Consider the following 26300-nt stretch of genomic DNA (forward strand, 5'->3'; position numbering starts at 1 on the left):
ACCTCACTCAAGCAAACAGAGCTTAATCGGCTTAAGCCCTAATGGCAAAATAGGTACGAAAGCTCGTACCTATTTTGCTGTTAAGTTATATGTAAACGCCTACTCGGTTTACCACCAGGCTTCCATTTGCGCGCCAAAGCTGACTTCGCTATTATCGCCTCGTGTACTCGCCCCAGCCGTTTGGACATCACTGACATTGCCCCAGTTTTCATCCCATTTGGCATAGGTGACAAATAAGCGAATCGCCGGACGTGACCAGATACTATCACCCGCTTGCCACTGTTGCGCGAGCGTCACTTTATACTGACTATTGCGTTCGCTCACATGCTGCGCCTTGACGTTGTCATAACCGAGCTCTAATAATGAGCTCATCGTTTTGGTCCATTTGTACATGGGTCGGATCCCCATGGTGTACCAAGTTGTTCCCTCATTGCTGTCGAGGTTTTTTTTCTGATACATTGCCACATACATCATATCCCACTTCGGATTGATAGAAATGGCACCGTGGTCGAGTATTCGCACCATCGACCCATCATTACTCGTTGAGCCACCATAGCTATGCCCATTGCCTGCGGTCATTGAGTCAGTCGCATATTGGACCACCAATTTGTTAAAACCACTGAGCACACTTTGCGTGTGCTCCATTGTGAGCATATACCCACTTTTTGAAGCGTTGGTTTTAAACTTGGCATCACTTTTGATATGCGCTTTACCATAGTCTAAGCCCAATTCTAACTTACCGCCCTGATTGACCGAGATATCGGCAAGACGTACATCGAAGTTGTCGTTGTAAACATTTTTATCGCTACCAAAACTGGTCGCACCACCTGCCTCGGTATCGCGCGTTGCGGCAACAGATAATTTACCCACACCTAAATCGATATTTTCAAGCCCAACACCTGGCCCAGAAATATCCCAGTAGTAGAAGTCGATCATATGGACGTCATGGCGTTGATAAAAGCGTTTACCCGCCCAAATTGAAGCGCCAGGCAGCGAGCTAAATAACCCATTGCCTTGCGCATACATTTCCCGAAATGCAGGGCTGGTGGACTCCCAGTCATTCTGTTGATCAACAGAATATGCCACTCGAGAAGAGATATAAAAGTTCTGCTCGCCGTCTTTCCAAACTTGCTGACCTAAACTCAGTTCAGCGTAGGTTTCACATTCATTACCCAAACGATATTTGCTATCAGCGCCCGTTGCCTGAAAGCATTGCTGTGTCCCGCCACTCCCCGTCCAACCAATGCCGGAACGAGCATACCCATGAAAGTCGACCGCCATCGCTGGTAGCGACGTGATCCCAAGCGCCAGTGCTACTGACAGTGATAGTTTTTGAAAGCCTATCATTGATGTTCTCCCTTTTCTGATTCCATCCATCGATGCTCTCCTTTACCGCCTCATCCATGTAGATAAGTGCTGATTTAATGATCTAATGCGCTCACAACTAACATTTGAGAGATGTTCAGTCAGTCGCAACGGCGCCCGATTTGGCTTCGGGATAAAACTCCCTAGAAAGCGATTATCAATGAGAACAACAAAGAACAAATCATCCGACTTGGAGATTATTTACGGCTGAGTGAATAGGTGGAACGACACCCATAGAATCACTTAGTTCACACAGAGGAGGCACAAAAAGTGTGATAGCACTCAAACATTCAGTGCGAAAAGGCATCACTGAGATCGCAAACTGAGCACTTTTTCCAAGTGCATCACAGTTTGTCAGGAGAAGGCGTAAGGGAGAGGATGAGAGGAAGTTAAGCATTCATAGGGTAAGGCTGATAGGTACAAACCCTAGACGCTAAAACAAGTAACGCCGCAGCACATCGATACTGCGGCGTTACTTAACAACGAACAAAGCACTTATGCGGCGCGAATACCACTATGGCGCAATAAGGCATCAACGTTGGGCTCACGGCCACGGAACGCGGTAAATAGTTCCATCGGCTCTTGCGATCCTCCTTTTTCAAGGATGTTGTGCAAGAACGACTGACCGGTTTGCTCATCAAAGATACCATTTTCTTCAAACAATGAAAATGCATCGGCTGAGAGCACTTCAGCCCATTTATAGCTGTAATAACCTGCGGCGTAGCCACCCGCAAAAATATGGCCAAAACCATTTTGAAAGCGGTTAAATTCAGGGACTTTAAGCACGGCGACGTCATCACGAACGCCATCTAAGACTTGCTGTACCGAAATATTTGCTGGATCTTGTGAATGCAGTTTAAAGTCAAATAGAGAGAACTCAATCTGGCGGAGCATTCCCATCGCTGAGTGATAATCCCGCGCAGCAAGCAATTTATCAAGTAGCTCTTGAGGCAGTGGTTCACCGGTTTGATAGTGCCCAGAGATAAAGCTTAACGCATCACTTTGCCAGCACCAGTTTTCCATAAATTGGCTCGGCAGTTCGACCGCATCCCACGCTACGCCATTGATCCCAGACACTGCTGCGACATCAATTTGGGTCAGCATATGGTGCAAACCATGACCGAACTCATGGAATAAGGTGAGCACTTCATCATGGGTAAATAACGCGGGTTTATTACCTGTCGGGCGATTGAAATTACAAGTCAGATAAGCCACTGGCAATTGCCGTGAACCATCCGCTTTGATGCGCCGAACTTGGCATTCATCCATCCACGCCCCACCTCGCTTGTGCTCGCGTGCATACAAATCAAGATAAAACGAAGCACGTAGCTCATTGTGCTGATCATAGATCTCAAAATAGCGTACTTCAGGGTGCCACACATCGACCCCTTCAACAGGTTGAACGCGAATGCCATATAAGCGATGCACCACTTCAAACAACCCACTTAGCACCTTATCTTCAGGAAAATACGGGCGTAATTGCTCGTCCGAAATTGAATATTTATGCTGCTTGAGTTTTTCGCTATAGTAGCCGTTATCCCATGCTTGCAACTGCTCAACGCCACATTGTTCGCGCGCAAAAGCTTGCAGTTCAGCCAGTTCTTCTTCACCTTGCGCTTTCGAGCGTTTAGCCAAATCATCTAAAAAGCCAATCACCTGTTCCGGTGTCTGAGCCATTTTGGTGGCCAACGACAATGCGCCATAGTGCTCAAAGCCGAGCAATTGGGCCAACTCATGGCGCAGTTGCAGCGTTTCTTTAATAATATCAGTGTTATCAAATTCGCCCGCATTAGGCCCTAGTTCCGAGGCGCGAGTGGTAAAGGCGCGATACATCTCTTCACGCAGTTCGCGGTTATCAGCATAGCTCATCACCGGCAGATAACTTGGAATATCGAGTGTTAATACATACCCATCGAGTTCTTTCGCTTTAGCGGCAACGGCGGCCGCTTCAATCGCTGATTCAGGTAATCCGACCAGCTCATTTTTGTCGGTCACATGCTTGTGCCAAGCATGTGTGGCATCAAGCACATGGTTAGAAAAGGTTGAAGAGAGCTCAGATAAACGCTGGCTAATCTCACCAAAGCGTTTTTGTTTTTCGGCAGGTAAGCCAATACCAGAAAGCTCAAAGTCACGCAGCTCATCGGTGATGGTTTTTTGCTGCGCTTTGCTAAAGCTTGCGAACTCATCGCTGGCTTTGAGCTGTTGATAAGCGTTAAACAGCCCTGGGTGCTGGCCTAATTCAGTGCTCAGCTCAGACAACAGCGGCAAGCAGCTTTCATACGCTTCGCGCAGCGTTTCGCTATTCATCACAGAGTTTAAATGGCCCACCGGCGACCACACTCGGTTCAGCCGGTCTGAGACTTCAACAAGGGGCTCAATAAAATTATCCCAGCTGTAATGATCTTGCGCGACCACTTGTTCAACGGTTTGGCGATAGTCGGCAATACACTGCTCCACCGCAGGTAAAATATGTTCAGGTAAAATCTGCGAAAATAGCGGTAAACCTTCGGCGTCTAATAGCGGATTGGCCATACCAACTCCTTGTTAAATTCAGTAACAAATAATGCATGTCTGTCTAATATGGGGATAATTTGTGATGAAATCAACCAAACCCGCACCAATCCTATCGATAGATAAAACCGATAGTTCGATTCGTCGATAACCATATGACCAATGAGTGAGTTATCGTTATACTCGATGTTATTTCATGGCACTATTTAACTGGGAGAAAGACGCATGACGCAGTCTATCAATGAATTTGACTATTTATGTATTGGCGCAGGCAGCGGCGGGATTGCATCAGCCAATCGCGCGGCGATGTACGGTCAAAAAGTTGGACTAATCGAAGCAAATGAAGTCGGCGGGACTTGCGTCAATGTGGGTTGTGTGCCCAAAAAAGTCATGTGGTTTGGCGCGCAAATTGCCGAAGCGATTGAGAAATACTCCCCAGATTACGGTTTTGATGCCACGCTTAACCACTTTGACTGGGCCCATTTAGTCAAAAACCGGCAAGCCTATATCGAGCGTATTCACAGCTCCTATCAACGCGGCTTTGACAATAATGGCGTCACCCGCATCAATGGCTTTGCCAAATTTATCGATGCTAACACCGTTGATGTAGATGGCACACTGTATCGCGCCAAACACATTTTGATCGCCACCGGCGGGCGGCCAACGCTCCCCAATATTCCAGGGGTTGAGCTTGGCATCACCTCCGATGGCTTTTTTGCCCTCAATGAGCAGCCCAAACGGGTCGCGGTCGTTGGCGCCGGCTATATTGCCGTCGAGCTGGCTGGGGTGTTGCACGCGCTGGGCAGCAAAACCCATCTTGCCGTGCGCAAACATGCCCCGCTGCGTGACTTTGACCCGATGTTGCATGAAACATTAGTTGAAATTATGGCCGAAGAGGGCCCAACCCTGCACACCCACAGCACACCGAAACAGCTAAAAAAACAAACTGATGGTAGCTTGCAACTAACCTTTGAGAATGGCAATAGCCTCGAAGTAGACTGCGTGATCTGGGCAATTGGCCGTGAACCCAACACCGACCAGCTCAACTTAGCCGCCGCTGGTGTGGCCGCCGATGACAGCGGTTATATTCATGTAAATGAATACTCAACCACCAATGTTGAAAACATTTACGCCCTTGGGGACGTGATTGGTAAAATTGAGCTGACCCCTGTGGCTGTAAAAGCTGGGCGACTGCTAAGCGAGCGTTTATTCAACAACAAACCAACTGCCAAGATGGATTACGATCTCGTACCCTCGGTGGTCTTTAGCCACCCTGTCATTGGCACAATCGGATTAACCGAACCGCAAGCGCGCGCTCAATTTGGCGATGATCAAATCAAAGTGTACACCTCAAGCTTTGCCGCGATGTACACCGCAGTGACATCCCATCGCCAAGCCACCAAGATGAAACTTATCTGCGCCGGTGAAGATGAAAAAGTCGTTGGCCTACATGGCATCGGTTTAGGGATGGATGAGATATTACAAGGCTTTGGCGTTGCCATGAAAATGGGCGCTACCAAAGCAGACTTTGACAGCTGCGTCGCCATTCACCCCACCAGCGCTGAAGAGTTTGTGACTATGTAGATCGGCGTCTGGAAAACCCACCCTGTAGATTTGTAAACTCTGGAAAACCTACTAGCCTCTATGTATGTCAAATACATTGGAGGCTGGTATGGTTACTGTTGTAAATTCTAAAAATTTTGATGTTCCCCGAATCTATCCGCCTTCAAGTAAATCGACATCCATTCAATTAAGTGGATTTCCTACCTTTTACTCTAAAGACAACGAATACCTGCTCCCGGTGAACCTCTGGTTCAATTACTTGGTGAATATTCGAAAAGCAGTCGATATAACAGCAAGTGTTCGCGCCCTTAAGAGATATTGGCAGTTCTTAGAAACCAATAATTATTCCTGGGATAATTTTCCAGCAAACTTTTCTTCATTTGACCATTTATCTGATGAACTCACTTTTGACTCGCTAAATCCTGATGTGTTGAATTGCTTTTGCCAACTATACAGGGTGGAGAGCTTAATGCCTTCTTGTTCGGCAAACTCACGTCTCGACAACCGGCTTTGGTAGAGCTTCTGTAAGATGGCTTCTTTAAAGGCACTTGAATGTCTTTGGTAATCCACTGGTTTTACTTACCGTCCCCTGTCTATTTATAATAACAAATGAGGCGACAACTATCCTGACACAGGGGGATACACCTATTTTAGGGGATGGTTACAACGACATGATAAGAAGTAACTTTATAACCGATACTATTTCCTTAGTGACAAAATATTCAGCTATCAACACCTTCTATACAACAACACGGATATTAGAATCATTAATGAACCAAATATAGTCATAGATGGCATCGGAGTTTTGAATATTAAGTAATCAAATATCATAGTTACTATCGGGACGAAATAAAAAAGACTACTGACTTTATTAACCGAACCTTGCCTAATCATATAAAAAAGTAAGAGTAATGCTCCGGTTGATACCACCGTAATCATCCACAATAATGAAATAACAAATGATAGACTCCATGTGACATTCCACCCATTAAAGTAAACTACTAAAATAAATACTATAGATGCCAAAGCATTCTGTACTAAAGCAGATTCTAATGGATTGACTTCTATTTTCTTTTGACATGCTGAACCAACTGTAATTGCTAGTACGGCACAAATTGCAAACGTTAGCCCTGACCAACTGAAACTACTAAAATCTTTAGAACCAAATAATGCAATGAATAGACCTGAAAATGCGAGAAGCAGAAATAGTACACCATTTATTTTGATACGTTCTCCACTAAAAATCGGTATTATAAGAGGTTGCAAACCTAAAACCAAGGCCACTAATCCCACAGAAAGATTGTGTTGAATGGAAAGAAAATAAAATGACTGATATAAAATTTGTAGAAACAATCCATTCAAACATAACACCATTACATTTTTTCTACTTAATGAATGCTCCCTTCTATTAGCTTCCTTTTTGATTTTTAAAAAAATATAAATTAGAAGAATGAGTATAAATGCACCTAACGACCTTAGTGTTAGAAACGACCAGACAGATGATGAATCTAGACCTGTTTTGACAAAAAATGCACCACTGCTCCACATACATAAAAAAATAAATGGTGCTACATTTACTAAATTAATCATCTGCCATGTCACCTTATCAATTCCATTCGTTAATTACGAAACGTTCGTTTAACTCTCGTTGATCCAACAAGTAACGATTCAACTCTGTAGCTTTTCTATATAGCTTTTTATCTTCCAAATTTTTCGTTGCCAAAATTAACCAATCAAAGTTTTCCCTTACCGATACATCATATGTGAAATGGAATTTTGACAATGAGAATAGATGGTCCTTGAAGTTTGATCTATCAATTAATGAAGAAGTATGGTCAATTATTTTATCAATATCATATTTTGATATTTTCTTTCTTTCTCTATATGTGGGTTTAACTGAAAAATCAATTATGGAGTCTCTATTAAAAATAATTTCTCGTTCTAGATCTGGATCTAGCAAAAAGTCTAAGCATAGAAACATTCGACTTTTTGTAGAAAAGTTAATTGCTGCATGGTCAATTGCTGCATCTAAGAACCAAACTTCTCCTCTTTGCATTTGGAAAACACCACTATCATCTGAGTGATAAGATTTAAGATTTTCTTCTATTGACAAGAACACTCGATAATGTTTTGAACTATCCTTGAACTCAACAAAGTCACGATGAGGAACAACCATTCCATCAACTAAATTTCTAGCTCTAACCATTTTTAAGTTATCAAAGTTAAAATTTTTTCTTAGAATCTCATCTATTTGGGGGCAATATTCTATATAGCTAGTAGGGAGCAAGATTTAGATTCTTTATATTGTGAATCATCATGCCTACCCGAACTATTATAAAGAGATAGATTTTTCCAATACCCCTGACCAAATTCATCGTACTCCTCATTGTTTTTGGGAATACTATTTAGATATTCGGTTTCTTTGCTTAACTCACTGTACATAGTAAGGTCTATTTTCCCAATAATTCTTGAACTCATTTTTGTCTCCACACTTTATTTTCTATTTTTCATATAGATATCACGGAAATCCTAATCGTAAAAATTAATAATTGAGATAACCAATATCATAAAACGAGATAGACTTGATGAACTTAGATACCTCAATCTTAAGGACATTTGTAACAGTTGCCGAACTAAAGAGCTTTTCAAAGGCTTCAACAAGACTCAATAGAGTTCAATCAGCCGTCAGCCAACAAATACAAAAGCTCGAAATGCAAATTGGACACAAGTTATTTGATAGAACCACTTCTATGGTAGAACTGACTATGAAAGGGGAATTATTTTTACCATACGCTATTCAAATTTTGGATATTAATGACAAATCTATAGTTATGATGGCCGAAAATCTCCCCAAAGGGAGGGTAAAAGTTGGCACATCGGACACATACGCCAGCTGTTTTTTTTCTGAATTATTAAGAAGATGTGCAGAAGCATATCCAGAAATTGAAATTGAAATTCAATGTGGCTATAGCAGTGATATATGGGAAAATTATGAACAAGGCAAACTTGATTTGGTTCTAACCCGAGGATGTCCTAATCACATTAATCATGAGGTTATACATATAGAACCATTACAATGGGTATGTTCACCAACATCCTATATTTATAAAAATCGCCCGGTCCCTTTAGCTTTATTTTCTAAAGGATGTGGAGATAGAGAAATTGCATTAGACGCATTAAATCGAGCCGGAATTTTATTTAATATTAATTTCAGCAGTACCAGTCACACTGGTGTTATCGCTGCAGTAAAATCTGGATGTTGTGTTACAGTAGTACTCGAAAGTACAACTACTGATAAATTTCGAGTCTTAGGTGACAGTGATGGATACCCTCCGTTACCCAACCTTGAACTATCAATTGCTTATCGAAATAGCGACAAAAACAGCCCAAGCTACTTATTTTCAAAAATAATAAAAGATTATTTTCATCATAGACATACAGAACGAGCACTTCTAAAAACATCACAACAGGATATAGAAAAAGTATTAGTACCACTGTATAGATGAAAATATTTTGGTTCTAACCTAACTGTTCCACGATTCAATTTAACAAGGATACAGACCTTAACAACATCGGGAGCATATTACCTTTAGATTTTTGGAACACCATATTTAAGTGCGTGTGTTCCTATTAATGAGATGCGATCTATGAATGGTATAACCTATTTCTGCCAGCCGGAATTTGGGCTAAGACACTGTTTCGCTTACCGCTGGTACTTGAAGTGAACTCACCGCTTTATGATGAACGTAAGAAATATGGCGGCATAGCGCTCGAAAAATTTGCGAAGTGGACGGAGTATTACGCTTGGCGCAACGCCGACCACGTATTGCCCGTTACTGAAGTGTTGGCACACTATATTGAGCAAGCAGGTGTGCCGCGTGAACGCATTACCGTGGTTCCCAACGGTATTGATCCGACTCGCTTTGGCACCCACTCGCCTATCCTTCGAGATGCAAAGTTTGCTAACAAACGTGTGATTGGTTCTGTTGGCTTCTGTCGTGAATGGCACCACCTTGACCAAGTGCTGGATCTGATTGCTCAGCAACATAATCCCGATCTTATGTTGCTGAGCATTGGTAATGGCCCGGTCATCGACGCGCTTAAGCAGCAAGCCCAAAAACTCAATATGGAAGACAATTTTCATAGCACCGGGCTCGTTGAACGGGATGAAATGCCCTATTGGCTGGCGCAATTTGATATCGCCCTACAACCCGCCGTTAGCCCTTGGGCCTCGCCACTTAAGGTGCTGGAATATATGGTCAGCGGCAAAGCCATCATCGCCCCAAACCCATCCAATATTCGCGAACTGCTTACCAACCAACGAGTTAACAGGGTCAGGTCTTTCCTTTTGACTAGTATTACTTCTGGTAGGGCAAATACCTATTAACAAAATGAAAATGCCACTTAACTCTAACCAATATTTGGGCATAAATGAGCCAGCGCAGATCTCGCTAGCTCGAAGGTGGACAAAAGCTTCTTAGAGCTACAACTTAATTTAGTGAACTATGAATTAGAACAGATATGGAAAACTGTGTTTTGGGTAATTCCTTCTACCCTCAACGTCAAGCATACAACAACCATATTTCGGTCATCGGCGAAGTATCATGTTTCCAATTAGCTATAGTACCTATAACAATTAACTGACATCGATAGGTAAAGAAATGATTGCTGTATTATTTGAGGCAATGGCTGTTGCGGAAAAGAGAGACAGATACTTCCAGTTGGCGGAACAATTAAAGCCACTTCTCAGTGATATCGATGGTTTTATATCAATCGAACGTTTTCAAAGCACAACAAACCCGGACAAATTTATATCTCTATCTTGGTGGAAAGATGAAAAAGCCATCAAGCATTGGAAGAAAAATGTGCAGCACAAGCTTGCTCAAGATGAAGGAAAATCTACTATTTTTTCTTTTTACAAAATCAACGTTCTGACCTCAACTCAAGAATATTATTCACAATAACATAGAGATAGAAACATGCATGATATACATATAATTTTAAAAAATAGTCCTGGAGAATTAGCGCGATTTGGTGAAGTCCTTGGAAAGAATCGAATTGGACTAGAAGGCGGTGGAGTTTTTGCTCATGAAAATCACAGCCATGCTCATTTCCTAGTCGAAGATGGAGAAAGAGCGAGGGATGTCCTTACTGATAATGGGTTTGAAGTAAAGGGTGTCACTTCTCCACTCATACGAAAACTCAAACAAGAACAACCCGGTGAGCTTGGTGCGATAGCTAAAGCGTTAGGAGATAAAGGCGTTAACATTATTGTTCAGTACAGTGATCATGCTAATCGATTGATACTTGTAACCGATAACTATACATTGGCCAAAAATGCAACAATTGACTGGGCTGTATAAACTTGAGTAAAGAAAGTATCTCTTCAATAACATCAATGAACTTTAGTCAGGAAACCGACATGGCCGCCTTAGCAGCTGCCATGTCGGACGCCTCTAGGATGAAAATCCTATGTGCGTTGATGGATGGAAAAGCTTGGACTGCTACCGAATTAAGCGTTGTAGCAGAGGTTGCACCATCAACTACTAGTTCTCACCTATCCCGTCTGCTAAAAGCCAATCTTGTTATATGTTTGTCTCAGGGACGCCACAGATATTTTCGCCTCTATAGTAAGAACGTCGCTGTATTACTCGAAAAAATGATGGGAATTACTTTCCAAGTAAGTAGTCCCTCTCGTTCCAAAGTGCCTCAAGAACTGCTCCAAGCAAGAACCTGTTATGACCATTTAGCCGGCGAAATAGCTGTTCAACTGTATGATTCACTATTAAAAAATAACTGGATTAACAGTGATGGCAAAGGGGTTACTAAGCAAGGACAAGAAAAATTTTTACAGTTAGGTATCAATATCGATGAGAAAACTAGAAGGAAAAAATGTTGTCCATGCTTAGATTGGAGCGAAAGAAAGTTCCACGTTGGTGGTCACTTAGGAGCATTACTACTTAGTTTTTTTGAAAGTAATAATTGGATAGAAAGAGTTCCTGGATATCGCGAAGTTGTTATCACTAGTAAAGGTAAAAAAGAACTTCATAGGCATTTTAACATTAACGTATGATATCCGCTTAGAACCGAGCGATAACAAACTTCGGAACAGTTTCGATTTAAAACTTTTCTAGATACCAGCCAATACGGATTGAATAAGTTCTCTTCCAAAAGTGGTGAATAAGCCAATGATCAGACAAATATTTAAAATATATTGTTACCGCAAATTCAGATAATAAGTGCACCACTCATGGTTGAGTAGGTGGCGAGAGATCAACTGCCCATAGGTGGTATTCTAACGTCGCCAAACAATTAGAGTATTACCATGAGCTACAAGCAGTTGCTCGAAGGGCAGCGATACCAGATCCAAGTCTATCTGAGCCAACATTTAAGTGACAGAGAGATTGGTAGGCGACTCAATGTCAGTCACTCCAGCATCAGCCGAGAGTTAAAACGCCATACCATTGATGGAACTTATGATCCGAGTGTTGCACAGCAGCGTGCTCAATATCGACGACACCATGCAGCGAAAAGTCAGATCTCACAGAAAACCAGCGACTACGTTGAGTTTTGTTTATCGCTAAAGTGGAGTCCTGAGCAAATATCAGGCGTAAGCCACTTAATAGGATTACCTGTCAGCCACGAATGGATTTATGGTTATGTGCAAAGAGACAAGTGCCAAGGCGGTAAGCTCTATAAGTATTTACGACATAACGGTAGACGATACCGCAAAGGAAGCCGTGCCAAACGAGTCATTATTCCTAATCGAATTGGCATCGAAGAACGCCCTGAGATAGTGGATACCAAACAACGTTTTGGCGATTGGGAGGTCGATACCGTTTTAGGCAAACAAGGTACTGGAGCGATTGTTAGCTTGGTTGAGCGAAAGAGCAAAATGTATTTAATCCGCAAAGTGCCCAAGAAAAGTGCTGATGTAGTGGTCAACTAAAATTGGCCACGGTTTTAGTTGATCACCACATTTGCTTGCCCAAAAATGTAAAAAGGCCAGACTTAGCTCTGGCCTTTTTATATCTATTGATTCGCTTTTAAACCTTCTCGAAGCCATTGTTTGTCAATGGGCGAAAAATCAGGGTTGGCGGCGCGATCAAGCTAGATACTCCTCGTGGCCGTATAGAGTCATTTGAGCCGATGCTGGTTAACAACCAAACAACCAATGAGATAGACCGCAAAGTCCTGTTTATGTTCTCGCTCGAAATAAGCGTCCGAGCTATCCGTGGACAGGTTGAATATATATGGCATCAATGTATCAGAGGCCACAATCAGCAGTGTCACGGAGCATTTCATCCCTGAGCTTAAAAATAGCCGCAGCGCCCTTTAGATGCTTTGTATTCGGCTGCCTGGCTCGATGCCATTTACTGAAGATGCCCGCCCGCTATGTCAGTGTCAGCGTCAGCGTCAGCGTCAGCGTCAGCGTCAGCAAGGCTATCAAAACTGACGCCAGGTGATGAGTTGTTTTATTATTGAGTTCGGGGAAAACCTCGAAAAGTATATTCACTAAATGGCAGTTACATAGAATCGGTTACAGGCTCAAATTATCCGCCAACATCAAAGTTGGCGGTGTATATATAAAGATGAATTAATCTTCGAAATGCTCTTTAACTAAACGATCTAATAAGCGTACCCCAAAGCCTGTAGCACCTTTGGGTCGAGTCGGTTTGCTTTCATCGGTCCACGCAGTGCCCGCAATATCAATATGTACCCATGGGGTGTCATTTTCTATAAAACTATATAAGAATTGAGCGGCCACACCTGAGCCACCAATCCCTATCTTATTACCATTATTACGCATGTCGGCAATATGACTAGTGATTAGTCGTTTAAAGCTCTCCCCCAATGGCATTCGCCATACTGGTTCACCTTCTAGCACGCCGGCTTCGCTAATGGCTATCGCTAGTTGATCATTATTCGAAAAAATCCCCGCAATATCTTCACCTAAAGCCATAATAATGGCACTCGTAAGAGTTGCTAAATCGATCATCGCTTTCGGCTGATAAAAACGTTGTGTGTAGGTTAAGAGGTCGCATAATACTAGCCGCCCTTCGGCGTCGGTACTCATCACTTCCACCGTTTGCCCAGACATGGTGGTAACCACATCACTAGGACGCTGCGCTTCTGCACTTGGCATATTTTCGACTAGGCCTAGTACACCAATGGCGTTAACATTGGCCTTACGCTGCGCCAATGTCACCATCAGCCCTGTAACCGTACCAGCGCCACCCATATCTTCTTTCATAGTATTCATAGATGCGTTGGATTTAAGCGATAAACCACCACTATCAAAAACAACCCCTTTGCCCAAAAAGGCAATCGGCGCACTTTGATCATCTCGTCCTTGATATTTTAAAACCACCACTTGGCTTTCATATTTAGAACCTTGACCCACACCTAATAAGGCCCCCATCCCTAGTTCTTGCATTTTCGCGCTGCTCACCACTTCCACTTCTAACCCAAAGCGGTTGAGCGTTTGGCAATAAGCACTAAACGACTCAGTAGTTAATACATTGGCGGGTTCCCACACTAAATCTCGGGTAATAGTGATTCCGTGCGCAGCGGCGGCTAGTGGAGCATACATTTGTTGCGCAGCCACAACATCCGTACAGCCGACGGTTAGCTCTTCAATAATAGGGAGTTTGCTAAACTCAGCATGAGTACGGTATTTATCAAAGCGATAAAGTCCCAACTGACAGCCAAAGACAAAATGCACCGCTTGGGTCATATCAGTTGTCACCAAATAAACAGCTGATCCTAACGGTTGTTTCAATTGCTGCATCAACTCGCCTGCGGATTCTTCAACTACCAGCGGTGAACCATCTCCCACCCCTACGATAATGACCCGCTCTAACTCGGTATTAGCTGGCGCTAATAGTTCAACCCAGCTTTGACTTTGACCGGTAAATTGACTACTGGCAAGAGCTCTACTCAACGCTCCTTGGGTAACGTCATCCAGTTGGTTACCTAACTGACAAAGCGAGCCATTTTGCGGTACTAATAAAAGAATGGTGCCCTGTGACGGTAATGATAATTCAGTAAATGTTACATTCATTGTTCTATCCTTATTCTTAAACGCATGTTGCAAGTCCGTTATAAATGGTCTACATGCAAACAGGCCACTTGATGGTGTGAGGCAATTGATTGCAGTATCGGAAGTTGTTGCGCACAGACATTAGTGGCATTCGGACAGCGAGTACGAAAAACACAGCCTGAAGGCGGACTGATAGGGGATGGTAGATCACCTTGTAATATGGTTCGCTCACTCGCCACCTTGCGCCTCGGATCGGGAATGGGCACAGCAGAAATCAGCGCTTTGGTATAGGGATGCTGAGGGTTGCTATACAGTTCTTCTTTACTAGCAATCTCGACTACATGACCTAAATACAACACCATCACCCGATGGCTAACATGACGCACAATTGATAAATCGTGGCTAATAAATAGCAGTGACAAACCAAATTTCTTTTGTAAGTTTTCTAATAAGTTGATGATTTGCGCCTGAATAGAGACATCAAGTGCTGAAACAGGCTCATCACACACGATCAATTTCGGTTTTACGATCATCGCCCGCGCAATTCCGATTCGTTGACATTGCCCACCTGAAAATTCGTGCGGATAACGGTTGATCATGCGAGGCAGTAAACCCACTGTATCCATCATTTCACGTACTTGGTCGCGGATTTCATTTTTAGATAAGTCCGGATAATGAATCCGCAGAGGCTCTCCAATAATATCGCCAATGGTCATACGAGGATCTAAACTTGCTAATGGGTCTTGAAAGATAATCTGCATTTCTTTTCGCAGTGGTCGCAGCTCAGATTGAGAGAACTCACTAATATTTTTGCCCATCCAGATCACTTGCCCATCGGTATTGGGTAATAGCTGCAAGATAGCGCGTCCCAGTGTGGACTTACCGCATCCTGATTCGCCAACGACTGCCAGAGTCTCTCCTTTGTTTAAGTCAAAATAAACCCCATCAACAGCCTTAACCGAACGCGGCTGACGACGAAAAAATCCAGACGATATATCAAAGTGCACCTTTAAATTTTGAACAGATAAAATAGCATCGGTCATGACAGATTCTCCGCAACGTGCGGCGTATGTACATGATGGCAAGCTACCATCGTGCCACTGGCAACCGCTAATAGCTCCGGTTGGGTTTGACTACACGCATCAATGCACTTGGCGCAACGCGGGTTAAAGGCGCAGCCTGCTGGCAACGATTGTAAGTTAGGCGGATGCCCAGGAATAGAGTACAAGGCTTGATCCAATTCGCTGACTAAACTTGGCATCGACTGCAACAGACCTTGCGTGTAAGGATGTTGCGGATGGTAGAAAATCTGTTGCACATCCCCATGTTCGGCCACGCGCCCACCGTACATCACCATCACTTGATCACATAATCCAGCCACCACCCCCAAGTCATGGGTAATAATGACAATAGACATCCCCAGCTTCTGTTTGAGCTCATCGAGCAGCTCTAAGATCTGAGCCTGAATTGTGACATCCAGCGCAGTCGTAGGCTCATCGGCGATCAATAAATCAGGTTCACAAAGTAAAGCCATGGCAATCATCACCCGCTGTCGCATCCCGCCAGAAAATTCGTGAGAATACATATGAATACGCCGCGACGGGTCAGGAATACCCACTAGATCTAACATATGAATTGCTTTTTCTAACGCATCCTTTTTATTGTAATTTTTATGCTCAATAAGCACTTCGGTCATTTGCCTCGAAACCCTTAAATAAGGGTTCAACGAGGTCATCGGATCTTGAAAGATCATCGACATTTTGACCCCACGGATTTGATTTAATTGTTCCACGGACATCTGTAATAGATCGTGTCCATAAAACGAGGCTTGGCCTGAACAACGTCCATTTTTCGCTAACAAACCCATCAGGGCTAAGAATGTCTGTGTTTTACCTGAACCTGACTCCCCAACTACACCGAGGCTCTGCCCTTTTTTCAAGGCAACATTCATATTCGATACCGCGAGTACTTGGCCTTCAGGCGTCTCAAACTCTATACTAAAATTCTTTATCTCTAAGATAGTATCCATTGTTCTACCTATCCTTTGGGTCTAATGCATCGCGTAACCCATCACCAATAAAGTTAAAGCAAAATAAAGTGACCGCTAGAAAAGTTGCAGGAAAGATCAACATCCAAGGGGCACTCTCCATGACATTAGCGCCTTCGGATATCAGTACGCCCCAGCTGGTTAATGGTTCTTGTACCCCTAACCCTAAGAAAGACAAAAAGCTTTCAGTAAGAATAACTTGAGGGATTGTTAAGGTTACATACACAATCACAGGGCCCAATACATTGGGAATAATATGATGGAAAATGATCCGCCAAGTCGGAGCTCCACAAGCGCGCGCAGCTTCGATAAACTCTCTATTTTTAATCGCAAGTGTTTGTCCGCGTACAATTCGTGCCATGGTTAACCATTCCACCGCACCAATAGCAACAAATATCAAAAAGATATTTCGGCCAAAAAACACCATTAATAGGATCACAAAGAACATGAAAGGTAGTGAATACATAATATCCACAAAGCGCATCATTAAATCATCAACCCGCCCGCCAGTATATCCAGCAATAGCGCCGTAAGTTACCCCAATAATTAAGGCAACAGTAGCCGCAATAAAGCCAACAGCTAACGACACGCGAGCGCCATACAAGGTGCGGACGAATAAATCTCGACCATTGGAGTCGGTACCAAACCAAAACCCATGAGCAAAGTCAGGAGGGACTTGAATATAATCCCAATAAATTGCGTCATACGGATGTTTCGAAAGAAAAGGTGCAAAAATAGCTAATAACAGAATAAGTCCTAAAATAACCATTGAAACAACAGCGGCTTTATTACGAAATAGTCTTCTACGCACATCTTGCCATAATGAACGTCCTTTAACTTGTTCATCTTCCATAGTTTCAAGATCTGTGATCGATTCGGTTGGTATTGTCATTGTATTATTTCCTATCACCCAATTTTAATTTTGGATCTATAAAGCTATAAATAATATCAACAGCCAGATTAAGAAAAATAATTAATGCTGCATAGAAAACGACGACACCCATAACCAGCGGATAATCCCGATTAAGTGCACCATTGACAAAATAACGACCAATACCCGGAATATCAAAAATCGATTCGATAACCACTGAACCTGTGGTAATCGAGGCAATTGCCGGTCCCAAAAAGGTAATGACAGGTAACAAGCCGCCTTTAAGGGCATGGCGGAAAACTACAATCCGTTCGCGTAACCCTTTAGCTCTAGCGGTGGTAACAAAATTGGAATGCAGAATTTCGACCATCGAACCTCTGCATAACCGAGCAATATACGCAATTTGAGGTAGCGCTAAGCAGAAAACAGGCAAAATAATGTGATGTAGGTCGCCATTACCCCACCCGCCAACTGGCAACCATGATAAATAGACCCCTAAAATAAGCGATAAAACAGGCGCAATGACAAAGTTAGGTATGGCAATCCCCGTCATTGCCACACTCATAATAAAATAATCTAATCTTTTATTCTGATTGAGCGCGGCAAGGATACCCAATAATATTCCAATAAGGGTCGCCAACAATATGGCTAATCCACCAATTTTCATACTAGCTGGCAATCCAGATTCGATCAGTTCAGTTACACTGAAGTCTCGATATTTATACGATGGACCAAAATCAAAATGTACTAAATGATCAACATAAATAAAATATTGCTCATACAATGGTTTATCAAGATTGTACGATTTTAGAATATTAGCTTCTATTTCTGGAGGTAGTTGTCGTTCGGTATCAAATGGCCCCCCTGGGGCTAAACGCATCATGAAAAATGCTAACGTAATAATAATTAGCAATGTTGGAATTGCATAAAACACCCGTTTCAATATATAAAAAAACATAAATAAACCACCTTAGCTTATGAACGATGAGTACAACCATAAGGCTATACTCATCTTTTTAATTAATGGTTATTTTTTTATAGACATATATTGAATGCGATGTACATCCATAACATTATCTTTCCATCCCTGTACCTTAGGACTTACTAAGTTTTTAGAAATATAGTAAAAAATTGGAATGACAGGCATCTTATTCATCGCAATTTGTTCAGCTTTATGCAATAGCATATCGCGTTTATGCATATCAAATTCAACCGAAGCTTTTTGCATTAGTTGATCATATTGAGGATCATTAAATCCAGCATAGTTCTTAATGTTTTTACTTTCTAACAAGAATAAAAAGTTTTGTGGGTCATTGTAGTCACCCACCCAACCTGCGCGCGCCACATCATAATTACGTTTTTTAAGATTGGCATAGTGTACTTTGACTTCAGTATTCATCAATTCCGTTTGAACATTCAATGCACTCTTCCACATGGCAGCTACAGCAATTGCAACCTTTTTATGGTTTTCTGAGGTGTTATAACTTAATGTCAATTTAAGCGGATGAGATCGATCATAACCAGCCTCAACCATTAACTGCTGCGCTTTTTTGATTCGTTGGCCTTGAGACAGGTTTTTCCATGGAACATATGATGGTTGACCATAGGTGCCCGTATTCGGTGGAACAAAGCTATACGCTGGAATTTCACCTGATTTTAAAACTTTGTCCGTAATAACTTGACGATTAATTACCATCGATAACGCTTTACGAACTCGGATATCTTTTAATGCTTTGTTTTTTTGCATGTTCATTGGGTAATAATACACACCCAAATACGGAGCAATATGTACATCACGGGCTAAATGTTGTTTGATCCAAGTTAAATCAGATGACGAAAAATCAGTCACAATATCCACTTCGCCAGCTCGGAAACGTTTGAGCATTGCGGAGCGATCTTCTTGAGGGTAAAAATAAACCTTATCAATCGCGACATTTTTTGCGTTATAGAAGTCGTTATTTTTAACTAATTCAATCTGCGCATTAGGTATCCACTGTGCTAATTTATATGGCCCATTACTGACCATGCGGCTATCTTTCGCCCAGTCATGTCCAAGTTTTTCAATAACATCCTCACGTAGAGGGAACGTTGTATAGTGTGTCAATAACGCTAAGAAGTAAGGTTTAGGGCCGGTTAAGGTAATACGCAACGTTTTATCATTTAACGCTTTTACACCAAGTTGGTCGACGGGAAGCTGACCACTGTTAACTTCACGCGCATTCTTGATGACATATAACAGTGAAGCATATGCTGCAGCTGTTTTTGGGTTAAGAATACGTTTCATCGCATATTCAAAGTCTTGTGCTCTAACCGGTTTGCCATCAGACCACTTCGAATCACGCAGAGTAAACGTATAAACCGTTCCTTTATCAGATATTTTCCAACTTTTAGCTGCCCCTGGAATAATCGAACCATCTTCCGCTTGTGTCGTCAGTCCTAAAAATAACTCACTGACAATGCGTGATTCCCACACTCCATCAATATGGTGAGGATCTAAAGAAGCGGGTTCTCCCATATTACCAATTCGTAATATCTGCTCCGCACTTGCTATACCACTCATAAGGAGTGAGAAGGCTGTAAAAAGCACTAAGAAAACACTCGCCAAGCGAGTTGACTTTTGCTTCACATTCATAGTTATATCCTTATAATTCATAATGTTGCGTTAGTTTCATCTTGAAATAAATATGATTCGCCCTCTAAAATATAACTAATTGAATTAATTATAAAATATCAAAAACATGTAATATTATAGGTTTGACTGGTGGTTATTTTTTATTCTAGTATCAACTACTATTTCACCGTCTATGAAAAATATCGAATATCTATTTGTTAGAGGGGCATAGCTTGAGGTTATAGGGAAATACATTTTTGTTCAGACAACTTAGATGATATGTGAGAAATGTCTTTCAGAGTTTAGAATCCATCAAATCCTCTGAAATACTTTAAATTTTTAGCACTGTTCACTGTACTTAATTGACCAGCATTTAGCTTAATAGGAACATCGGGGGGATGTGATCATCGCCGAGATGAGTTAGCAGAACGTATACTCAACGCGCTAGATCAGTGATGACCAAGGGCCCCTCGTCCAATCTACACGTAAAATTGACTTTAAAAACATCCAGCGGCTCGCCATGGAAAAGTCGAAAGCTAAACTAGTCCATATCACTAATATCGTAATGATGAATAGTGACGGCATTTCATTGCTCATTCCAATAGATAAGCGACTCTTATCAATTTTCACAAAACTTAAACGACAACCAGCTCTGCCATTCACGCTGCAAAGAATGAGCTAAAAAAGTGGGTACATCAGAGCGAATTTTATCTAGAGTCTGTTCGAAATAATTTAGACGATCCTCCTCATTGTGGCGGGAAAATAAGACTGGTTTTATCTCTACAACTATTGGACCCGAAGAAATCGATTTAGGATATTGCCCTAAAGTTTGGCTACACATCCGATTCCGCTTACATTTACGCATCTAAACAATTGTTCAATCAGACGCTGAGTAAATACCGCAGTAATAATCTGGCTCATAGCTTGACGATTCATAATTTCTTAGGATGAACAATGTAGTACTAGCCTAGCGAGTATTAATCAATTTTTGTACAAACTGACGCAGATATTCTTACTTAATTTAAAAATAAATAAGTTAATTATTAATATTTTGCCCCCATTTCCCTGCACCCCCTCATTAGATGAGCTTATAAAAATCTAGCAAAATGCTTGTCTACATCCTTTCTAGGATATAGCCCAATGTCTTTTTTGATATATGCACTCATAATGCTTACATGATTTTTTGATTTGTTTTTATTTTTTCTAAAATATATACTTTTCAATAAATTAAAGTGAAAAAAGCTCTTTAGATGTATAAATATAAACATTAATTTAGCCTTGACTGCATACTAGATATAGTTATTATCTAGGCAATAGAGCTCAGTTACGAACAACTATTTATTACAGGGACTATAAGTAAAACTTATGGACAACCGACTCCGTCATCTTTCAGCGCTTCGCTATTTTGAATCCGCATCTCGCTTAAAAAGTTATAGTAAAGCGGCCGAAGAGCTGTATGTAACTCAAGCCGCAATCAGCCAAAAATTACGCCAGCTTGAAGAGCGATTAGGGTGTAAATTATTTATTCGCCGCGGGCGTGAAATGCACCTAACTGACAAAGGACAGATACTCCAAAAATATATCGATGATGGGTTTAAACACATCATAACTGGACTAAATAGAATTCAAAACGAACCGCTGGAAGGGTTGTTAAATGTGAGTGCACCACGATCTTTTTCGACACGTTGGCTGATGCCTAGGTTATGGAAATTCACCATGGAATACCCACATGTCCCTATTCGAGTCCAATCGGTCAAAAAGATTGATATCCGGCATACTGAAACCGACGTATTAATCTGGCAGGGGAATGAGAACGTTGAACATCTTGATTTAGAGCAAGAGACACTATTTGAAGAAGCGATTTATCCTTATTGTTCTCCGCAACTTGCTGAATCAATGCAGTTTATTAACCCAGAACAACTTTTATATTGTTGGCTGATTGATTTCCACTCTGACTCTTTTAGTTGGAATCAATGGTTTCGTAGTGCAAATGTCAGCGCTAAAAGAGAAAGCCTTCAATGGATGGAAGTTGATACCTTTGATATGGCGATCAACGCCGTTGTCGCTGGGCATGGAGCATGTTTAGCGACTGAAAGCATTTCCGCAGATTTTATCGAACGAGGCTTATTGGTCAAACCATTTGATATCGGGCTGCGACCGGGCATTCACTATTCAATGATTAGCGATCCATCTTCCTCACGAGTTCTACGGATCAATACATTCAAATCGTGGTTACAGAAAGAACTGAACAATACTCACTAGTTTGATAGACACTTTAATTGATACTAGATGTATTAGATAAATTGCATCAAAACACTACTTATACCAATATTACTAAGATTAGTTCTAGCGAACATTGGGGCAGAAACGTTTTAGGACTTTTCCTACGAGAGAAAAACTTGGGTTAGATAATCCAACTACTAACCAAATATTGACGCCCATATTAATGATAAAGGCTCGGTCATATCCTAGACTGAGCCTTTCATAATTTAGCATAAGCTAAAGATCAGCTGTTGCACACCGCTTAAGTGTTAGCACTCTCACGCCGTTTTAATCAATAGCGTTGCAACGAGCACGAATGCTATTCATCCCATTTGGGCGCAAAATCGGGGTTAGCGATGCGCTCAGCGCGATCGAGCTGAACGATTTGCGCCATCTCTACATCGCTCAGTTGGCAATTAGCGGCAGCAAGATTCGCGGCTAAATGGGCCGGTTTGGTTGAAGATGGAATCGTCACTAAGCCTTGGCGCAACTGCCAAGCAATGGCCACTGATGCTGGCGTTGTCTGGTGGGCCTTGGCGATGGCCTGCAAACACTCATCCTCCATCACTTTCCCCACGGCCAGCGGCATATAGCCCGTCACGGTTAGGCCATGCTGCTGACAATATTCAACCAGTCGCCGGTTTTGCAAAAATGGGTGGACTTCGATTTGGTTGGTGAGCAGGCTACCCGCACCTAAAATGGCGATCGCTTGATCCACTTGTGCGATAGTAAAGTTGGACACGCCAATATGGCGAGTTAAGCCTTGCTGTTTAGCCTTAGCAAGCTCACTTAAGTAATCACTCATTGCCACTTTGCCCGACTCATCGGGCCAGTGCACCAGCAATAGATCAACTTGCTCTACTTGCAACTTAGTAAGGCTCTCACGCACACTGTCAATAAAGCGCGCTGGGGCGAAATTATCCATCCAAACTTTAGTGGTTAAAAAGATATCATCGCGCGCCACAGAACTGTCTGCAATCGCTTGACCAACCTGCTCTTCGTTTTTGTAGATTTGCGCTGTATCGATATGCCGAAAACCCGCTGCCAAAGCTGCTTTAACCGAGTTATACGCATCATCGCCTTTCAGGCGAAAGGTCCCTGCGCCAAGTGCCGGAATACTATTTATCATCATCGCTCCCATAAATTGGTGAGTATGAATGGTAACGTGCCAGCTATCTTAGCTCATACGATTAGCTGAACCACGTCGATGTATGAACAGAGTAAGGCCTTGTAGGGAGATAAAGCAAGCACAGTGCATCAAGACCAAGTAGCGGGGCTGGCATTCAGATGGCCTAAGTCATTTATTCAGATACGATTGGACGAAGAATAAAAAATAACAGGTTTCCCGCATTCCAGTCTTGCCAATACAATTTAAACAATAGCACTGAGGATCACACCAACTCATTGTATCAGCTAAGTTTATTAGCACTCATTAAGTAACTATATTCTTTTTATGATTAAAACTAGAATCTCTTAAGACATGACAAACAATGACAGATAAATTTAGATACTCAAGTCAGTCCTTTAAAATCAAGTAGTTACTATTAGATTAAGTTGAAACCATGGTTATATTCATAAACTGTGATCTCGCTATTAATTTTTTAATCAATTTTAAACTAGATTCTAGTATCGCTATTGACTGATAGTATATGAATATAGGAATATTCAATTCAATTGTTAAAATAACTTGAATTGAAAATTAATATTTTAATATTTGAAAAATAATTGATGAAACAAAAATAATAGTGAGCTCATGTTTTTCGCTCCATCCAATATTAAAAATGGGTGTTATAATTTATTAATAAAGAGGAATTTTTACTAACTTTTTACAGCGTAAAAAACGTTGTTAGCAATAACCTAAGTAAGTTATTTAATCTGCTGACAACATCAAACTATCATTATAAAAGGAATAGATAATGGGTGCTCAGTTATTAGGTGGATGGTCTGTTTTCAGATCACTAGATAGTGAAGATAAAGAAGTATTTACCAAAGCGATGAAAGGATTTACAGGTGTCGACTATAGTCCCATAGCTGTAGCAACACAGGTCGTCGAAGGAACTAATTTTGCTTTTTTTTGTAATGCAAAAGGTGTTTACCCTGAAGCAACGGTTTTTCCTGCAATCATCCATATATATCGTAATTTACAAAATGAAGTGGGAATCACACACATTCAACGTTTGAATTATTGATTACAATATAAATAATTAGGGTTGTACATCCAATAGGTTGGGCAACCCTAATAGCACGAATACTGTAGTGCATTCGGTTATGGCCCGCTATTGTGTCTATTTAAATATGGGAAATACGCTGAGGACGCGAGCTCTTTTAAGCCATGTTATTCAACATAGCACACCTCATTGAGTAACCATAAACGATCCATTATTTGATTTTTTCTAATGGTCTTAGCCGTAGCCGTTAGCCTTATAACTTATAAAGAGGGGTAATATCGAAAACTAGGGTGACATTCATCTTGAGCGATTTATGGGGGCTCGATAATAGATCACTCCAATAGATAACTATAAAGATGGACGGCCAAGGCCACACGAACACTTTACATAAATAACATTGTTATCATCAAAAATGTGATTTGATACAACTTTTTTACCATATACTCACCTAATTTTAACATTCATCGAATAACTCACATTTTCTCTTCGGACCTATATCCATACTACCTGCCAATAGGCAGCGATTTTTACGCCCGCTGTCTTTAGCGCCTTTGATTGTTTTGATGCGCAAAGATAGGACGATTCGATCGACTCGAACTTGTCTAATAAAATTCAACGGAGAGAAATATGGCATCTACATCATCACCTAAATTGCAAAAAAAACCGAAACGCGTTGCCACCAATCGTAAACGCCGCCCAAATCGGCGCGTTCACTTCATCAGCACCTATGTTGCCCTGATTGGACTCGGTGTTGCCAGTTGTGCTCAAGCGGCGATTTCAGCGCACGATTTTACCCCTAACTTTAGCGCCATGAACCAGCTGAAAGCAATTGTTAAGAAAGGTTCAGGGAAAATTGGAGTGATCCTCCCAGAGACGACTACGTCGGCCCGTTATACCTCATTTGACCAACCCTACTTAGAGCAAGCATTTAAAGCTGCAGGGCTAACCCCCGATCAATACATGATCAGCAATGCCCAAGGCAGTGAAGCCACCCAGCTCACGCAAGCGCAATCAGATATTGCGCAAGGCGCAAGTGTGTTGTTAGTGGATCCCATTTCATCTGGCGGCGGTGCTGCCATTGAGCAATATGCCAAAGCCCATGGGGTGCCAGTCATTGATTATGACCGAATCACACTTGGCGGCAGCCGCGCCTACTATGTGAGTTTTAACAATGTGGAAGTTGGCAAACTCATCGGTAAAGGGCTTGAACAATGTATTGCAGATTGGCAGATCAAAAAACCACATGTGTTGGTCATGAGCGGCGCACCAACGGACAACAATGCCACCTTGTTCCACCAAGGTTATATGAGCGTATTGCAGCACAAATTCAAATCAGGTGCTTATGTGAACGTCGGTGAACCAGCGGGCAGTTGGGACCCAGCGGTTGCGCAAACGACCTTCCAACAGCAGTTTACCGCTCACTCTGATATGAATGCGGTCGTCACCCCGAATGATGGTAATGCCAACGCCGTGATCGCCTATCTGAAAACACTCAAAGTACCACCACACGCCTTTCCTACCACGGGCCAAGATGCAACCTTAACGGGGATCAAAAACATTATTACTGGGTATCAATGTGGCACCGTCTACAAACCTATCTACTTAGAAGCGCAAGCGGCAGCAGCGCTAGCGATCTACCTGCGTGCGGGAATGCAGCCCCCCGCAAGTTTAGTCAATGGCAAAACATTAGACTCGAAAACAGGTAAGTCGGTGCCTTCAGTTTTGGCTTCGCCTATTTGGGTCACCCCCCATAATGTCAAAACCACAGTGATAAAAGATGGCTTTGTTAAAGCCGCTAAACTGTGCCGTGGCGAAGGGATGGCAAAAGCGTGCCAAGACGCGCACATCAATCCATAGGA

Annotated in this window: 21 protein-coding genes and 4 pseudogenes; 12 read left to right on the top strand and 13 right to left on the bottom strand. The window is 42.1% G+C overall.

Annotation, left to right across the window (positions count from 1 at the left end; translation table 11 throughout):
- Positions 1 to 108 precede the first annotated feature (108 nt).
- The gene (locus tag ABUE30_RS14145) at positions 109 to 1347 is read right to left on the bottom strand and encodes a maltoporin (RefSeq protein WP_408624594.1); all 1239 of its coding nucleotides are present in this window, start codon (positions 1345 to 1347) and stop codon (positions 109 to 111) included.
- 513 nt (positions 1348 to 1860) lie between these two features.
- A complete protein-coding gene (gene prlC / locus ABUE30_RS14150; RefSeq protein ID WP_408624478.1) occupies positions 1861 to 3897 on the bottom strand; it encodes an oligopeptidase A in 2037 nt (678 codons plus the stop codon).
- Between the two features lie 204 nt (positions 3898 to 4101).
- Here prlC and gorA point away from each other — a divergent pair, with 204 nt between their 5' ends.
- Entirely contained in the window at positions 4102 to 5460 is a 1359-nt protein-coding gene (gorA, locus tag ABUE30_RS14155) for a glutathione-disulfide reductase (protein ID WP_408624479.1), read from the top strand.
- Positions 5461 to 5548: 88 nt separating this feature from the next.
- Positions 5549 to 5872 (top strand): annotated as a pseudogene (locus ABUE30_RS14160) (site-specific integrase); the annotation flags it as partial.
- Here the strand turns inward: ABUE30_RS14160 and tnpA are convergent.
- The 4 genes and pseudogenes from tnpA to ABUE30_RS14180 all read right to left on the bottom strand — a co-directional run.
- Positions 5803 to 6009, bottom strand: a pseudogene (gene tnpA, locus ABUE30_RS14165) (IS66 family insertion sequence element accessory protein TnpA); the annotation flags it as partial. The pseudogenes ABUE30_RS14160 and tnpA overlap by 70 nt on opposite strands.
- 159 nt (positions 6010 to 6168) lie before the next feature.
- Positions 6169 to 7029: a DMT family transporter gene (locus ABUE30_RS14170; protein WP_408624480.1), complete on the bottom strand. Its 861-nt coding sequence runs from the start codon at positions 7027 to 7029 to the stop codon at positions 6169 to 6171.
- 16 nt (positions 7030 to 7045) lie between these two features.
- Positions 7046 to 7726 carry an aspartyl/asparaginyl beta-hydroxylase domain-containing protein gene (locus tag ABUE30_RS14175; protein WP_408624481.1) on the bottom strand — a complete coding sequence of 227 codons (681 nt, stop codon included), beginning with the start codon at positions 7724 to 7726 and terminating at the stop codon, positions 7046 to 7048.
- Positions 7705 to 7917: a hypothetical protein gene (locus tag ABUE30_RS14180; protein ID WP_408624482.1), complete on the bottom strand. Its 213-nt coding sequence runs from the start codon at positions 7915 to 7917 to the stop codon at positions 7705 to 7707. The genes ABUE30_RS14175 and ABUE30_RS14180 overlap by 22 nt, the downstream gene beginning before the upstream one ends.
- A 107-nt stretch (positions 7918 to 8024) precedes the next feature.
- Between ABUE30_RS14180 and ABUE30_RS14185 the strand changes: the two genes are divergently transcribed.
- From ABUE30_RS14185 to ABUE30_RS14210, 6 genes and pseudogenes are all read left to right on the top strand, one after another.
- A complete protein-coding gene (locus ABUE30_RS14185; RefSeq protein ID WP_408624483.1) occupies positions 8025 to 8945 on the top strand; it encodes a LysR substrate-binding domain-containing protein in 921 nt (306 codons plus the stop codon).
- Between the two features lie 161 nt (positions 8946 to 9106).
- Complete coding sequence (locus ABUE30_RS14190; RefSeq protein WP_408624595.1) at positions 9107 to 9826, top strand: glycosyltransferase; 720 nt, start codon at positions 9107 to 9109, stop codon at positions 9824 to 9826.
- A 274-nt stretch (positions 9827 to 10100) separates the two neighbouring features.
- A complete protein-coding gene (locus tag ABUE30_RS14195) occupies positions 10101 to 10403 on the top strand; it encodes an antibiotic biosynthesis monooxygenase family protein (RefSeq protein WP_408624484.1) in 303 nt (100 codons plus the stop codon).
- A 15-nt stretch (positions 10404 to 10418) separates the two neighbouring features.
- A complete protein-coding gene (locus ABUE30_RS14200) occupies positions 10419 to 10802 on the top strand; it encodes an amino acid-binding protein (protein WP_408624485.1) in 384 nt (127 codons plus the stop codon).
- A gap of 59 nt (positions 10803 to 10861) precedes the next feature.
- The gene (locus tag ABUE30_RS14205; RefSeq protein ID WP_408624487.1) at positions 10862 to 11512 is read left to right on the top strand and encodes an ArsR/SmtB family transcription factor; all 651 of its coding nucleotides are present in this window, start codon (positions 10862 to 10864) and stop codon (positions 11510 to 11512) included.
- A 252-nt stretch (positions 11513 to 11764) separates the two neighbouring features.
- Positions 11765 to 12370 (top strand): annotated as a pseudogene (locus ABUE30_RS14210) (IS30 family transposase); the annotation flags it as partial.
- Positions 12371 to 13036: 666 nt separating this feature from the next.
- Here the strand turns inward: ABUE30_RS14210 and ABUE30_RS14215 are convergent.
- From ABUE30_RS14215 to ABUE30_RS14240, 6 genes are all read right to left on the bottom strand, one after another.
- Positions 13037 to 14503: a leucyl aminopeptidase gene (locus tag ABUE30_RS14215; RefSeq protein WP_408624489.1), complete on the bottom strand. Its 1467-nt coding sequence runs from the start codon at positions 14501 to 14503 to the stop codon at positions 13037 to 13039.
- 38 nt (positions 14504 to 14541) lie between these two features.
- Positions 14542 to 15525 carry an ABC transporter ATP-binding protein gene (locus ABUE30_RS14220; RefSeq protein WP_408624490.1) on the bottom strand — a complete coding sequence of 328 codons (984 nt, stop codon included), beginning with the start codon at positions 15523 to 15525 and terminating at the stop codon, positions 14542 to 14544.
- Complete coding sequence (locus tag ABUE30_RS14225) at positions 15522 to 16511, bottom strand: ABC transporter ATP-binding protein (RefSeq protein ID WP_408624492.1); 990 nt, start codon at positions 16509 to 16511, stop codon at positions 15522 to 15524. The genes ABUE30_RS14220 and ABUE30_RS14225 overlap by 4 nt, the downstream gene beginning before the upstream one ends.
- A gap of 4 nt (positions 16512 to 16515) precedes the next feature.
- Positions 16516 to 17421, bottom strand: coding sequence for an ABC transporter permease subunit (locus ABUE30_RS14230; RefSeq protein ID WP_408624493.1), 906 nt, complete (start codon positions 17419 to 17421; stop codon positions 16516 to 16518).
- A gap of 4 nt (positions 17422 to 17425) precedes the next feature.
- Positions 17426 to 18358 (bottom strand): oligopeptide ABC transporter permease OppB, encoded by a 933-nt coding sequence (oppB, locus tag ABUE30_RS14235; protein WP_408624494.1) that lies wholly within the window; start codon positions 18356 to 18358, stop codon positions 17426 to 17428.
- A gap of 69 nt (positions 18359 to 18427) precedes the next feature.
- On the bottom strand, positions 18428 to 20053 hold the full coding sequence (locus ABUE30_RS14240; RefSeq protein WP_408624495.1) for a peptide ABC transporter substrate-binding protein: 1626 nt from the start codon (positions 20051 to 20053) through the stop codon (positions 18428 to 18430).
- 538 nt (positions 20054 to 20591) lie between these two features.
- On the opposite strand from ABUE30_RS14240, the pseudogene ABUE30_RS14245 reads away from it, so the two are divergent.
- Positions 20592 to 20962: pseudogene (locus ABUE30_RS14245) on the top strand (helix-turn-helix domain-containing protein); the annotation flags it as partial.
- 414 nt (positions 20963 to 21376) lie between these two features.
- A complete protein-coding gene (locus tag ABUE30_RS14250) occupies positions 21377 to 22273 on the top strand; it encodes a LysR substrate-binding domain-containing protein (protein WP_408624496.1) in 897 nt (298 codons plus the stop codon).
- Between the two features lie 319 nt (positions 22274 to 22592).
- Here the strand turns inward: ABUE30_RS14250 and dkgB are convergent, their stop codons facing one another.
- A complete protein-coding gene (dkgB, locus tag ABUE30_RS14255) occupies positions 22593 to 23399 on the bottom strand; it encodes a 2,5-didehydrogluconate reductase DkgB (RefSeq protein WP_408624596.1) in 807 nt (268 codons plus the stop codon).
- 790 nt (positions 23400 to 24189) lie between these two features.
- On the opposite strand from dkgB, the gene ABUE30_RS14260 reads away from it, so the two are divergent.
- Positions 24190 to 24462, top strand: coding sequence for a hypothetical protein (locus ABUE30_RS14260; RefSeq protein ID WP_408624497.1), 273 nt, complete (start codon positions 24190 to 24192; stop codon positions 24460 to 24462).
- 606 nt (positions 24463 to 25068) lie between these two features.
- On the top strand, positions 25069 to 26298 hold the full coding sequence (locus ABUE30_RS14265; RefSeq protein WP_408624498.1) for a sugar ABC transporter substrate-binding protein: 1230 nt from the start codon (positions 25069 to 25071) through the stop codon (positions 26296 to 26298).
- Positions 26299 to 26300: the final 2 nt, after the last annotated feature.

Origin of the sequence: Celerinatantimonas yamalensis, from assembly GCF_046054155.1 — a bacterium.
GTDB lineage: Bacteria > Pseudomonadota > Gammaproteobacteria > Enterobacterales > Celerinatantimonadaceae > Celerinatantimonas > Celerinatantimonas yamalensis.

What these genes read in the sequence shown, in the direction of transcription:
- ABUE30_RS14145 (WP_408624594.1), bottom strand. Translation starts at nt 1,347, where the DNA reads ATGATAGGCTTTCAAAAACTATCACTGTCAGTAGCACTGGCGCTTGGG.
- prlC (WP_408624478.1), bottom strand. Translation starts at nt 3,897, where the DNA reads ATGGCCAATCCGCTATTAGACGCCGAAGGTTTACCGCTATTTTCGCAG.
- gorA (WP_408624479.1), top strand. Translation starts at nt 4,102, where the DNA reads ATGACGCAGTCTATCAATGAATTTGACTATTTATGTATTGGCGCAGGC.
- ABUE30_RS14170 (WP_408624480.1), bottom strand. Translation starts at nt 7,029, where the DNA reads ATGATTAATTTAGTAAATGTAGCACCATTTATTTTTTTATGTATGTGG.
- ABUE30_RS14180 (WP_408624482.1), bottom strand. Translation starts at nt 7,917, where the DNA reads ATGAGTTCAAGAATTATTGGGAAAATAGACCTTACTATGTACAGTGAG.
- ABUE30_RS14185 (WP_408624483.1), top strand. Translation starts at nt 8,025, where the DNA reads ATGAACTTAGATACCTCAATCTTAAGGACATTTGTAACAGTTGCCGAA.
- ABUE30_RS14195 (WP_408624484.1), top strand. Translation starts at nt 10,101, where the DNA reads ATGATTGCTGTATTATTTGAGGCAATGGCTGTTGCGGAAAAGAGAGAC.
- ABUE30_RS14200 (WP_408624485.1), top strand. Translation starts at nt 10,419, where the DNA reads ATGCATGATATACATATAATTTTAAAAAATAGTCCTGGAGAATTAGCG.
- ABUE30_RS14205 (WP_408624487.1), top strand. Translation starts at nt 10,862, where the DNA reads ATGGCCGCCTTAGCAGCTGCCATGTCGGACGCCTCTAGGATGAAAATC.
- ABUE30_RS14215 (WP_408624489.1), bottom strand. Translation starts at nt 14,503, where the DNA reads ATGAATGTAACATTTACTGAATTATCATTACCGTCACAGGGCACCATT.
- ABUE30_RS14220 (WP_408624490.1), bottom strand. Translation starts at nt 15,525, where the DNA reads ATGACCGATGCTATTTTATCTGTTCAAAATTTAAAGGTGCACTTTGAT.
- ABUE30_RS14225 (WP_408624492.1), bottom strand. Translation starts at nt 16,511, where the DNA reads ATGGATACTATCTTAGAGATAAAGAATTTTAGTATAGAGTTTGAGACG.
- ABUE30_RS14230 (WP_408624493.1), bottom strand. Translation starts at nt 17,421, where the DNA reads ATGACAATACCAACCGAATCGATCACAGATCTTGAAACTATGGAAGAT.
- oppB (WP_408624494.1), bottom strand. Translation starts at nt 18,358, where the DNA reads ATGTTTTTTTATATATTGAAACGGGTGTTTTATGCAATTCCAACATTG.
- ABUE30_RS14240 (WP_408624495.1), bottom strand. Translation starts at nt 20,053, where the DNA reads ATGAATTATAAGGATATAACTATGAATGTGAAGCAAAAGTCAACTCGC.
- ABUE30_RS14250 (WP_408624496.1), top strand. Translation starts at nt 21,377, where the DNA reads ATGGACAACCGACTCCGTCATCTTTCAGCGCTTCGCTATTTTGAATCC.
- ABUE30_RS14260 (WP_408624497.1), top strand. Translation starts at nt 24,190, where the DNA reads ATGGGTGCTCAGTTATTAGGTGGATGGTCTGTTTTCAGATCACTAGAT.
- ABUE30_RS14265 (WP_408624498.1), top strand. Translation starts at nt 25,069, where the DNA reads ATGGCATCTACATCATCACCTAAATTGCAAAAAAAACCGAAACGCGTT.